The organism is Billgrantia tianxiuensis (assembly GCF_009834345.1).
Lineage (GTDB): Bacteria > Pseudomonadota > Gammaproteobacteria > Pseudomonadales > Halomonadaceae > Halomonas > Halomonas tianxiuensis.
In genome coordinates this window covers 2,780,308-2,792,300 of the sequence record NZ_CP035042.1, presented here as the reverse complement: position 1 = coordinate 2,792,300, position 11,993 = coordinate 2,780,308, and the positions used below count along the sequence as shown (strand labels likewise).

General features: G+C 64.8%; 10 protein-coding genes and 1 pseudogene. 8 read left to right on the top strand and 3 right to left on the bottom strand.

Features of this window, described 5'->3' with window-relative positions:
• Window positions 1-16: 16 nt before the first annotated feature.
• From serC to rpsA, 5 genes and pseudogenes are all read left to right on the top strand, one after another.
• Window positions 17-1,100: pseudogene (gene serC, locus EKK97_RS13025) on the top strand (3-phosphoserine/phosphohydroxythreonine transaminase).
• Between the two features lie 3 nt (window positions 1,101-1,103).
• Window positions 1,104-2,195 carry a prephenate dehydratase gene (gene pheA / locus EKK97_RS13020; RefSeq protein WP_159552435.1) on the top strand — a complete coding sequence of 364 codons (1,092 nt, stop codon included), beginning with the start codon at window positions 1,104-1,106 and terminating at the stop codon, window positions 2,193-2,195.
• 26 nt (window positions 2,196-2,221) lie between these two features.
• A complete protein-coding gene (locus EKK97_RS13015; RefSeq protein WP_159552433.1) occupies window positions 2,222-4,519 on the top strand; it encodes a bifunctional prephenate dehydrogenase/3-phosphoshikimate 1-carboxyvinyltransferase in 2,298 nt (765 codons plus the stop codon).
• Complete coding sequence (gene cmk, locus EKK97_RS13010; RefSeq protein ID WP_159552431.1) at window positions 4,516-5,205, top strand: (d)CMP kinase; 690 nt, start codon at window positions 4,516-4,518, stop codon at window positions 5,203-5,205. The genes EKK97_RS13015 and cmk overlap by 4 nt, the downstream gene beginning before the upstream one ends.
• Window positions 5,206-5,384: 179 nt before the next feature.
• Window positions 5,385-7,061: a 30S ribosomal protein S1 gene (gene rpsA, locus EKK97_RS13005; protein ID WP_159552429.1), complete on the top strand. Its 1,677-nt coding sequence runs from the start codon at window positions 5,385-5,387 to the stop codon at window positions 7,059-7,061.
• 222 nt (window positions 7,062-7,283) lie between these two features.
• On the opposite strand, the gene rimO is transcribed toward rpsA, so the two are convergent.
• Window positions 7,284-8,645, bottom strand: coding sequence for a 30S ribosomal protein S12 methylthiotransferase RimO (gene rimO, locus EKK97_RS13000; protein ID WP_159552427.1), 1,362 nt, complete (start codon window positions 8,643-8,645; stop codon window positions 7,284-7,286).
• A 184-nt stretch (window positions 8,646-8,829) separates the two neighbouring features.
• Between rimO and EKK97_RS12995 the strand changes: the two genes are divergently transcribed.
• The 3 genes from EKK97_RS12995 (at window position 8,830) to EKK97_RS12985 (ending at window position 10,297) form a co-directional block, all read left to right on the top strand.
• Entirely contained in the window at window positions 8,830-9,240 is a 411-nt protein-coding gene (locus tag EKK97_RS12995; protein ID WP_159552425.1) for an SRPBCC family protein, read from the top strand.
• A gap of 135 nt (window positions 9,241-9,375) precedes the next feature.
• Window positions 9,376-9,555, top strand: coding sequence for a hypothetical protein (locus tag EKK97_RS12990; RefSeq protein ID WP_159552423.1), 180 nt, complete (start codon window positions 9,376-9,378; stop codon window positions 9,553-9,555).
• A 67-nt stretch (window positions 9,556-9,622) separates the two neighbouring features.
• Window positions 9,623-10,297, top strand: coding sequence for a TVP38/TMEM64 family protein (locus tag EKK97_RS12985; RefSeq protein ID WP_159552421.1), 675 nt, complete (start codon window positions 9,623-9,625; stop codon window positions 10,295-10,297).
• Window positions 10,298-10,311: 14 nt separating this feature from the next.
• Here EKK97_RS12985 and EKK97_RS12980 read toward each other — a convergent pair whose 3' ends face one another.
• Both EKK97_RS12980 and EKK97_RS23895 read right to left on the bottom strand, forming a co-directional pair.
• Entirely contained in the window at window positions 10,312-11,097 is a 786-nt protein-coding gene (locus EKK97_RS12980; protein WP_159552419.1) for a universal stress protein, read from the bottom strand.
• Window positions 11,087-11,977 carry a S16 family serine protease gene (locus EKK97_RS23895; protein ID WP_201296888.1) on the bottom strand — a complete coding sequence of 297 codons (891 nt, stop codon included), beginning with the start codon at window positions 11,975-11,977 and terminating at the stop codon, window positions 11,087-11,089. Before EKK97_RS23895 ends, EKK97_RS12980 begins: the two co-directional genes overlap by 11 nt.
• Window positions 11,978-11,993 lie beyond the last annotated feature (16 nt).

Sequence of the window (11,993 nt, the reverse complement as noted above, 5' to 3'; positions counted from 1 at the left end):
ACGGAACACCACGCTGATGACACGCCACTATAACTTCTGCGCCGGTCCCGCGGCGCTGCCCACCCCGGTGCTCGAGCGCGCGCGGAAGAGCTGCTCGATTACCATGGCCGTGGGCTTTCGGTGATGGAGATGAGCCACCGCTCGTCGGAGTTCATCGCCATCGCCGAGCAGGCCGAGGCCGACCTGCGCGAGCTGCTCGCCGTGCCCGAGAACTACAAGGTGCTGTTCCTGCAGGGCGGCGCCAGCCTGCAGTTCTCCATGGTGCCGATGAACCTGCTGGGACAGGGCGGTACGGCCAACTTCCTGTATACCGGGATCTGGGGCAAGAAGGCGCTGGCGGAAGCGAAGCAACTGGGATTCGCGGTGCATACCGCAGGCAGCAGCGAGTCCAGCGGCCATACGCAAGTGCCGACCCAGGCGGATATCGCACTCTCCGCCGATGCCGCCTACCTGCACTACACCGCCAACGAGACCATCGGCGGGCTGGAGTTCGACTATATCCCCGACGTCGGCGTGCCGCTGGTGTGCGACTACTCCTCGAGCATTCTGGCCGAGCCGCTGGATGTCTCTCGCTTCGGCGTGATCTATGCAGGTGCCCAGAAGAACATCGGCCCGGCGGGCCTGACCCTGGTGCTGGTGCGCGACGACCTGCTCGACCGCCGCTGCGAGCGCATCCCCAGCCTGTTCGACTACAAGGCCGTGGCCGAGGCGGGATCCATGGTCAACACCCCGCCCACCTACGCCTGGTACCTGGCGGGGTTGGTGTTCCAGTGGCTCAAGCACGACATCGGTGGGCTCGACGCCATGGCGGCCATCAACGCGCGCAAGGCGGCCAAGCTCTACGCCGCCATCGATGCCAGCGGTTTCTATTCCAACCCATCGCGCCGCGTAACCGCTCGCGCATGAACGTACCCTTCGTGCTCGCCGATGAGCGTCTCGACAAGCCGTTCCTGGCCGAAGCCGAAGAGGCTGGGCTGCTCAACCTCAAGGGGCATCGCAGCGTCGGTGGCATGCGGGCGAGCCTCTACAACGCCGTACCCGAGGCGGCCGTCGATGCTCTCATCGACTTCATGGCCGACTTCGAGAAACGCAGGGGATAAGCCATGACCGATACCCCTATCAATCTCGACTCGCTGCGCCAGCGTATCGATGAGCTGGACAGCGAGATCCTGCGCCTGATCAGCGCCCGCGCCGAGTGCGCCAAGCAGGTCGCCGAGGTCAAGACCGCCAGCGACCCGGGCGCCGTCTTCTATCGCCCCGAGCGCGAAGCGCAGGTGCTGCGACGGATCATGGAACTCAACCCAGGCCCGCTCAACAGCGAAGAGATGGCCCGGCTGTTCCGCGAGATCATGTCCGCCTGCCTGGCGTTGGAGCAGCCCACCAAGGTGGCCTACCTGGGGCCGGAGGGGACTTTCACCCAGCAGGCCGCCCTCAAGCACTTCGGCGCCAGCGCGGTGAGCATGCCCATGGCGGCCATCGATGAAGTCTTCCGCGAAGTGGAGGCCGGCGCCGTCAACTACGGCGTGGTGCCGGTGGAGAACTCCACCGAAGGCGTAGTGAGCCATACCCTGGACTCCTTCATGGACTCCTCGATCCACATCTGCGGCGAGGTGGTGCTGCGCATTCACCATCATCTGCTGGTGGCCGACACCACGCTGCGCGACAAGGTCTCGCGCATCTACTCCCACCCGCAGTCTCTGGCGCAGTGCCGCAAGTGGCTCGATGCCCACTACCCCCGTGCCGAACGGGTGCCGGTATCGTCCAATGCCGAAGCGGCCAAGATGATCAAGGGCGAGTGGCATAGCGCGGCGATTGCCGGCGACATGGCGGCCAAGCTCTACGGTCTCGAGAAGATCGCCGAAAAGATCGAGGATCGTCCCGACAACTCCACGCGCTTCCTGATCATCGGCAGCCAGCACGTGCCCATGTCAGGCGAGGACAAGACCTCCATCGTGGTGGCCATGCGCAACCAGCCCGGTGCGCTGCACGACCTGCTCGAGCCGTTCCATCGCCACCAGATCGACCTGACCCGCCTGGAGACGCGTCCCTCACGCACCGGCGTGTGGAACTACGTGTTCTTCATCGACTTCAAGGGACACGTGGATGAGCCTCGCGTAGCCGCCGTGCTCGAGGAGGTGCGCCTGCGCGCCTCCGAGCTCAAGGTGCTCGGCTCCTATCCCGTAGGCGTGCTGTAAGCGTGGTGGAACGTGGCAACGCAATCGTGACGCCGAACGAAGCGCGAATCCTGATCGTCGGCCTGGGGCTGATCGGCGGCTCCCTGGCCGCTGCCCTGCGTGCTGCCGGTTATAAAGGAACCCCCACCGGCGGCTTTGGGCCGGTTGAAATCGTTGCCTGCGACCCGGACCCCGGCGAGATCGAGCGCGGCATCGAGATGGGCCTGATCGACCATGGCGATACGCGGCTCGCGCCGCTGGTGGAAGGCGCCACGCTGATCGTGCTGGCGGTGCCGGTACTGGCCATGCGCAGCGTGATGACGGAGTTCGCCGCCGCGCTGCCCATCGAGGCGGTGGAAGGCGAAGCCCCGCGCGTCGTCATTACCGATGTCGGCAGCACCAAGGCCGCCGTGCGCGACTGTGCCCTGGTAGCCTTTGGCCGGTTGCCGGCGGGCCTGGTACTCGGTCATCCCATCGCCGGCTCCGAGAAGAGCGGTGTGGCGGCCTCGAACCCCCAGCTCTACGTCAACCACAAGGTGATTCTCACCCCCGGCCCCGAGACCGCGCCTGCCGCCGTGGCCCGGGTGCAGGCGCTGTGGCGTGCCTGCGGCGCCGAAGTGCTGGAGATGGACGTGGAGCGCCACGACCAGGTGCTGGCGCGCACCAGCCACCTGCCGCACCTGCTGGCCTTCTCCCTGGTGGACACCCTGGCACGGCAGGACGAGCGGCTGGAGATTTTCCGCTACGCCGCCGGTGGCTTTCGCGACTTTACCCGTATCGCCGGCAGCGACCCGGTGATGTGGCGCGACATCTTCACCGCCAACCGCGACGCCGTGCTGGCCTCCCTCGACGACTTCGAAGCCGGGCTTGGGCGGCTGCGCCGGGCGGTGGAAGCGGGCGACGGCGATGCTATGCTTGCCGTTTTCGACCGTGCCAGCCACGCACGTCACTATTTCGACTCTCTCCTGAACCAGACCAGTTATCAGGCGGAATACCAGATGCAAGAACAAGGCAGACTCACCTTCCGGGCCGCGCCCGGTGGCCGCGTGGCCGGACGCATTCGCGTGCCGGGCGACAAGTCGATCTCCCACCGCTCGATCATGCTCGGCGCGCTGGCCGAAGGCGTGACCGAAGTGAAGGGTTTCCTGGAGGGCGAGGACAGCCTGGCCACGCTGCAGGCGTTCCGCGAAATGGGCGTGGCCATTGAAGGTCCGCACCAGGGTCGCGTTACCGTGCACGGGGTCGGCATGCACGGCCTCAAGGCGCCTTCCGGTCCGCTCTATGTGGGCAACGCCGGCACCGCCATGCGTCTGTTCGCCGGCCTGCTGGCCGGGCAAGCCTTCGATACCGAGCTGATCGGCGATGCCTCGCTGACCAAGCGCCCCATGGGGCGCGTGGCCGATCCGCTGCGGCTGATGGGGGCGGTGATCGACACCGCCGAGGGCGGACGCCCGCCGCTGAAGATCCACGGCGGCCAAAAGCTCAAGGGCATCACCTACGACATGCCCATGGCCAGTGCTCAGGTGAAATCGTGCCTGCTGCTCGCCGGGCTCTATGCCGAAGGCGAAACCCGCGTGCGTGAACCGGCGCCCACCCGCGACCACACCGAGCGCATGCTGGCCGGCTTCGGCTATAACGTCGGTCGCGAAGGCGATACCTGCTGGCTTACCGGCGGCGGCAAGCTCACCGCCGCGCCGATCGACGTACCCTCCGACATTTCCTCGGCGACCTTCTTCCTGGTGGCCGCCGCCATTACGCCGGGTTCCAACCTGATTCTCGAGCACGTGGGCATCAACCCCACGCGCATCGGCGTGATCAACATCCTCAAGCTGATGGGGGCCGACCTTCACCTCATCAACGAGCGCGAGGTGGGCGGCGAGCCGGTGGCCGACCTGCATATCCGCTATGCGCCGCTCAAGGGGATCGATATTCCCGTCGACCAGGTGCCGCTTGCCATCGACGAGTTCCCGGCGCTGTTCGTTGCCGCCGCCTGTGCCACCGGTACCACCCGGCTGCGCGGCGCCGAAGAGCTGCGGGTCAAGGAGTCCGACCGCATCCAGGCCATGGCCGACGGCCTGGCGACACTGGGCGTCGAGCACACCGTGCTGGAAGACGGCATCGACATCGTCGGCGCTGGCGATCGCGAAGTCGCCTACGGCGGCGGGCGCATCGACAGCCTGGGCGACCATCGCATCGCGATGTCCTTCGTGGTGGCTTCCCTGCGTGCCGGCGAGGAGATCGTCATCGACGACTGCGCCAACGTCGCCACCTCGTTCCCCGGCTTCACGGAACTTGCCAGGGTCGTGGGGCTCCGAGTCAGCGAAGAGCAAGAGGAGCGCGCATGAGTGACACGGCCAAGGTGCTGACCCTCGACGGACCCGGTGGTGCCGGCAAGGGCACCATCAGCCGCCTGGTCGCCGAGCGCCTGGGCTGGCACCTGCTCGACAGCGGCGCCCTCTACCGCCTCACGGCGCTGGCGGCCATGCGCCACCAGGTGGCGCTCGACGACGAAGCGGCACTCGAGCGGCTCGCCGCCGGGCTCGACGTGGTGTTCCTGGCCGAAGAAGAGAGCACCCGCGTGCTGCTCGAAGGCGACGACGTCAGCCGCGAGATCCGCACCGAGCAGGTGGGCGATGCCGCCTCCCAGGTGGCGGCGCTGAACGGCGTGCGCCAGGCGCTGCTGCAGCGCCAGCGGGACTTCCGCCAGGCCCCCGGTCTGGTGGCCGATGGGCGCGACATGGGCACCGTGGTTTTCCCCGATGCCGAGCTGAAAGTATTCCTCACTGCAAGCCCCGAGGAGCGCGCGCGCAGGCGCCACCTTCAGTTGCAGGAGGCGGGGGTAAATGCTAATCTATCGAGTCTTTTGAAGGAAATTCAGGCGCGCGATGCACGTGACATGCAGCGCAGCGTGGCTCCGCTCAAGCCGGCCGATGACGCCATCACGCTTGACACCACGAGCCTGAGTATACCGGAAGTGGTGGAACGGTTGACGGAGTGGCTGGCCGAGCGCGGCCTCGTCCCCGGAACTTGATCTCCCTTGCGGCGCCCTCGAACGGATGTCATGGCATGGTCGGGCAACTCCATTACTTGCAAGCCCGGCTAGGTCCAACCAGCGCTAACATCCCGGGGGTTTGGTAAATAAGGCCCGCACTCGCTGGTGGTGCGGAGAAGGCGGCAACGCCTCAACACCGTTGATCACGTAGGAAAATCATGAGCGAAAGCTTTGCTGAACTGTTTGAACAGTCACTGCAGGACATCAACATGGAGCCGGGCGCCATCGTCACGGCTACCGTCGTCGACATCGAAGGTGACTGGGTCACTGTCAATGCCGGCCTGAAGTCCGAAGGACAGATTCCCGCGGCGCAGTTCCGCGACGACAACGGCGAGCTGACCATCGCCGTTGGCGACGAAGTCAGTGTTGCCCTGGAAGCCGTCGAAGACGGTTTCGGCGAGACCCGCCTGTCTCGCGAGAAGGCCAAGCGTGCCGAAGCCTGGAAGGTGCTGGAAGCCGCCTTCGAGAAGGAAGAGATCGTCAAGGGTGTGATCAACGGCAAGGTCAAGGGCGGCTTCACCGTCGACATCGACTCCATCCGTGCATTCCTCCCGGGTTCCCTGGTCGACGTGCGTCCGGTGCGCGACACCACGCATCTCGAGCACAAGGAGCTCGACTTCAAGGTCATCAAGCTCGACCCGAAGCGCAACAACGTGGTCGTTTCCCGCCGCGCCGTGCTCGAAGCCGAGAACAGCGCCGAGCGTGAAGCCCTGCTCGCCACCCTGCAGGAAGGCCAGCAGATCGTCGGTATCGTCAAGAACCTCACCGACTACGGCGCCTTCGTCGACCTGGGCGGCGTCGATGGCCTGCTGCACATCACCGACATGGCTTGGAAGCGCATCAAGCATCCGAGCGAGATCGTGGCCGTGGGCGACGAGATCAACGTCAAGGTGCTGAAGTTCGACCGCGAGCGCAACCGCGTCTCCCTGGGTCTGAAGCAGCTGGGCGAAGATCCGTGGGTCAACATCAAGGACCGCTACCCCGAGGGTACCGTGGTTCCGGCCCGCGTCACCAACCTCACCGACTACGGCTGCTTCGCCGAGCTGGAAGAGGGTGTCGAAGGCCTGGTTCACGTCTCCGAAATGGACTGGACCAACAAGAACATCCACCCGTCCAAGGTCGTCAACATCGGCGACGAAGTGGATGTCATGATCCTCGACATCGACGAAGAGCGTCGTCGTATCTCCCTGGGTATCAAGCAGTGCACTCCGAACCCGTGGGAAACCTTCAATGCCCAGTACAACAAGGGCGACCGCGTGTCCGGTACCATCAAGTCGATCACCGACTTCGGTATCTTCATCGGTCTGGAAGGTGGCATCGACGGTCTGGTTCACCTCTCCGACCTCTCCTGGTCCGAGACTGGCGAAGAAGCCGTGCGCCGCTTCAAGAAGGGCGACGAAGCCGAAGCCGTCATCCTCTCCATCGATCCGGAGCGTGAGCGCATTTCGCTTGGCATCAAGCAGCTCGACTCCGACCCGGTGGCCGAGTACCTGGCCGTCAACGACAAGGGCTCCATCGTCTCCGGCCGTGTGGTCGAGGTCGATGCCAAGGAAGCTCACATCGAGCTGGCCACTGACGTCGTTGCCGTGCTCAAGGCTTCCGAGATCAGCGCCGACCGCGTCGAAGACGCGCGCAACGTGCTGAACGAAGGCGACACCGTCGAAGCCCGCATCGTCAGCGTCGATCGCAAGAACCGCGCGATCAACCTGTCGATCAAGGCCAAGGAGCAGGACGACACCCGTCAGAACCTGAAGAAACTGCGCGAGCAGGAAGTCGAGACCGGTGGCCCGACCACCATCGGCGACCTGATCAAGCAGCAGATGGGTCAGGACTGATCGTCCTTCGGGCTCCGCTCGCGGAGCCCGATGAGCCAAGGCTCAAACAAGAACGCCGCCCCTCGGGGCGGCGTTCTTGTTTGCATCCTATACCTGCCAAACCAGAGGGAAGCTCTAGCAAAGGCCAGGCTAGGCAAAAATTGACGCAGAAACGGAGTTTACAAGTTGTAAATGAGTATTCTAAGTCAATTTTTAACGACGCATGGCCGAAGATAGGGCTTTCTATGCACCGTAAAAATCCAAGAATTTGACCGGTTGTGCTTCCTCAATCACCTCCGCCCAGAGGTCGTACTCGTCGGCATTAGTCACCCGGGCGCGCACCACGTCGCCGGGGCGCAGGGTGCGCTTGGACTCCAGGAACACCATGCCGTCGATCTCTGGAGCGTCGGCTTCGCTGCGACCGATGGGGCCGTCCTCATCGACCTCGTCCACCAGCACTTCGATCTCGCGGCCGATCTTGCGCTCCAGGCGAGCGGCGGAGATCTGCTGCTGATGCGCCATGAAGCGCTCCCAGCGCTCCTGCTTCACGTCGTCCGGCACCGGCTCCAGGCCCAGTTCGTTGGCCGGCGCGCCCTCCACCGGTGAGTACTGGAAGCAGCCCACGCGGTCGAGCTGGGCTTCGCTCAGCCAGTCGAGCAGGTACTGGAAGTCTTCCTCGGTCTCGCCGGGGAAGCCGACGATGAAGGTGGAGCGAATGGTCAGCTCGGGACACAGCTCACGCCAGCGCTTGATGCGGGCGAGCGTCTTGTCCTCGAAGGCAGGGCGCTTCATCGCCTTGAGCACCTTGGGGCTGGCGTGCTGGAAGGGAATGTCCAGGTAGGGCAGGATCTTGCCCTCGGCCATCAGCGGAATCAGCTCATCCACGTGGGGGTAGGGGTACACGTAGTGCAGCCGCACGCGAATGCCCAGCTCCGAGAGCGCCTCGCACAGCTCGGTGAGGCGCGTCTTGACCTCGCGGCCGCGCCATTCACTGGGGGCGTAGCGCAGGTCCACGCCATAGGCGCTGGTGTCCTGGGAGATCACCAGCAGCTCCTTCACGCCCGCCTTGGCCAGTCCCTCGGCTTCGCGCAGTACGTCGCCCACCGGGCGGCTGACCAGCTTGCCGCGCATGGAGGGGATGATGCAGAAGCTGCAGCTATGGTTGCAGCCTTCGGAGATCTTCAGGTAAGCGTAATGGCGCGGGGTGAGCTTCACGCCTTGGGCGGGCACCAGGTCGATATGAGGGTCGTGCCGGTGCTGGTGCGGGGCGGCTTCGTGCACGGCGCCCACTACGCGCTCGTACTGCTGCGGGCCGGTAACGGCCAGCACGCTGGGGTGGACGTCGCGAATTGCACTCTCGTCCACACCCATGCAGCCGGTGACGATCACTTTACCGTTCTCGGCGATAGCCTCGCCAATGGCATCCAGCGACTCGGCCTTGGCGCTGTCGATGAAACCGCAGGTGTTGACCACCACCACGTCGGCATCGTCATAGCTGGGCACGATCTCGTAGCCGTCCGTGCGCAGCTGAGTCAGGATGCGCTCGGAATCCACCAGGGCCTTGGGGCAGCCAAGTGAGACGAAACCGACCTTGGGTGTGGTCATGCAGAACCTCTTGAAATAAAAATGCCTAGCGCTTCATCTCGCTCGGCGATTTGCCGAGTGCATCCGAACAAACGCGTGCGTAAGCAAAGATTAGCTATTCTCGTTAGCTAACATGTAGCAGGACGGGTACCCTGCAATGTGAAGGTGGAGCATTTTAGCGTTGTAGAGCAGCATAGGGAACCGCATGGCCACGATCGAACACAGTGCAATTCTCAAGGCCCCGCCGGAACGGGTCTATGCCCTGCTGGAGCGGGTCGAGGACTTCGTCGACTACTCCGACCTGATCAAGGCGATCGAGCCGCTGGGTGACGAACGCTATCGCTGGCACGTGCACGCCGTCGGCATGGACTGGACCTTCGAGGTGGCCATTACCGAGCATCAGCCGCCCGAAGTCCTGGCCTGGGAGTCGCTGGACGGTGTGCACAACCAGGGCTGCTATCGGCTCAGCCCGGTGGAGGAGGGCACGGAGGTCTCCTTTACGCTGACCTACACCATTCGCAACCGCCTGGTCGAGAAAGCCGTGAACAAGGCCGCCAAACCCCTGGTAAATAAGGTGAGCCGGCAGATCCTGGAGCGGGTGGAAGCCAGGCTGTAGCAGGCTTCTCGCTCAACGAGACGTGCAGGAGGCTGCTCTATTAGCAGCCTATCTATCTTTTTTTCACGGCCAGGACTACACTCGACTCGACGAGGCCGCATCGGCCTCAGCTCGTACGAATCGAGGTATACGACCGTGAGCGTGATCAAGGGGTTCATGTGGTGCCTGGCCGTGTTGTTCGTCCAGCTCGGGCTGCTGCGTTACATCGACTTGCGCGTTGCCGCCATGCCGCGGCTGCAGGATACGCCACAGGAACCCGGCAAGGAGCTGCCGTCCGCCGAGCCCGCCGACAAGGAAGGTGAATTCGGCGCCTGAGCGGGCGAAAAGTGACCTGAATGATCCGGCATGGCAACATTGCTGCAAACCTGACGGATGATTGCCAATGCCGAACGACTCGTCACTTCGCCGGCACTGGCGCTGGGTTGCCCTCGGCGCCAGTGCGACCATGGCCGCCTATGTGTGGTTCTGGCACTCACCGGACCTTTCGGCCGTGCGCCATTGGGTCGAGGAAACCTCGCATCATCCGCTGGTCGTCATCGGCGTCATGCTGACCATGGCCATCACCCTGGCCATCGGCCTGCCGGGTAGCATCGGGTTATGGCTCATCGCTCCCTTCTATCCGCCCCACATCGCTACGCCAATGCTGATCCTCGGCAGCGTCAGCGGTGCCTTGGGTGCCTACCACCTGGCGGCTCGGGTCGGCGAGCGCTGGAACCCCAAGGGGCTGACGCGCAAGATCATGGAGATGCTCACGGTACGCAGCGACCTGCTGACTCAATGCGCCCTGCGTGTGCTGCCCGGCTTCCCGCACTCGGTGATCAATTACGCCGCCGGCCTGTGCCGGCTCCCGCTCGGCACCTTCATTGTCGCCGCCGCCCTTGGCTTGGGGATCAAATGGGCCGTCTACGCCAGTGCCATTCATAGTGGATTGCAGGCAGTCAGTCGTGAAGACGATGCCTTCACCTTCGACATCCTGCTGCCGCTGTTCGCCCTGGCCCTGTTGCTGCTGGTCGGGGCGTGGATGAGGAGGAGGGTGGAGCAGGGCCGCGAGTTCTAGGCCATCGCTTACCGTCAGGGAATGACGAGGATCGGCAACGGCACCCTGGCGATCACTTCCTCGTCTTCCCTCAACAGGCTTTCCAGCTCGCCTCGGTGCAGCAGCAGGCCGCCGGCATCGGCATGAGCCAGCAGGTTCTCCAGCTCGCCGGCATGGCGAGCAGACAACGGGGCAGCCTCATCGAACAGCGCCGCCAGCCACTGAGGGATCGTGGGGATGGCTGGATTCTGTGCAGGGTCATTGCCACGGGTGTCCAGCCAGCGTAGTGGGCCACGCCGGAAAGGGTGTCGTTCGTCCCACAGCAGCACCGTGCAGGGAGCCTCCAGGATCAGGCGGCGGCTGGTGGAGCCGAGCCGGTTTCCCCAGCGCTCGCTGGTGCCGGCCTTGCCGAGTACCAGCACGTCGCCGGGCTCGGCCTTGGTCAGCGCCTCGGCGGCTATCTGGCCGCGGCTGACCTCGAGCCGGTGGTGCAGGTCGCGTCCGGCCACCGCGGTTGCCAGGGCCTGTTGCACGCGCTGAAGCTGAAGGGCGATGCTGGCTTCCAGCGATGCCGACGTGAGCGGCCGTGTCAGCCCCGATTGAGCGCCGATTTCACAGGAGAAGGGAAAGGTGGCGCAGCGCAACAGGTCGATGTCTTCCACGTACAGCGCCACCAGTTCGGCATGGCGCTGGCTGGCCAGATCCACCGCCGCGGCCAGAGCGGCCAGGCTATGGCGCGAGGCGTCGAGAAGGGCCAGCACCCGCGCCACATCCAGTGCCGGTGTCGGCGAGCCGCCGGGCAGGGCATCGTCAGTCGTCATCGCTACGCTCCTCGTCGCCTGGGCCCCCGTTTGCCTCATCGCTCTGCTTGCCGCTGTCCCGTTCGGAGCCCCGGCTCTTCTTCACCGCCTGGTGGAACGTCTCCAGACGCTCGACCACGCGGGCATTGAGACTGCCGGCAGGATAGTCCCCTTGTGCGTTCCGTTCGCCTGGCGTGAGTCCGGTGAGCAGCTCCAGCGCTTCGTCCAGGTGTGCGATGGCATAGACCCGGAAGTCACCGGCGGCAATGGCATCGCGAACCTCGCGCTTGAGCATCAGGTGCTCCACGTTGGTGGCCGGCAGTAGCACGCCATGCCCCTTTGCGCCGCCCCGTGCCTGGCAGATGTCGAAAAAGCCCTCGATCTTCTCGTTGACGCCCCCCACGGCCTGCACGCGGCCATGTTGGTCGATGGAGCCGGTGACCGCCAGGCGTTGGTCGATGCCCGCCTGGGCAATGGCCGAAATCAACACGCACGCTTCCGCCACCGAGGCGCTATCGCCCTCAATTCCGCCATAGGACTGCTCGAAGGCCAGGCTGGCGGAGAGCGAAAGCGGCGTATCCGGGGCATAACGGCTGGCCAGGCAGCGTGACAGGATCATCACCGCCTTGGAGTGGATACGACCGCCCAGGCGTGCCTCGCGCTCGATATCCACCACATGGCCGGGGCCGGGCCTAGCAGTGGCCGTGATACGGGTGGGTTGGCCGAAGGCATAGTCGCCCAGGCTCATCACCGAGAGCCCATTGACCTGCCCGACAACCGCCCCTTCGAGCTGAATCGCCACGGTGCCGCGGGCAATGGCCTCGTGGCTGCGCTCGTGGATGCGGCTGGCGCGCCACAGCTGCTGCGCTATCGCCTTGTCGACATGAGCGCGGGTGATCACCTTGGCGTCTTCGCGC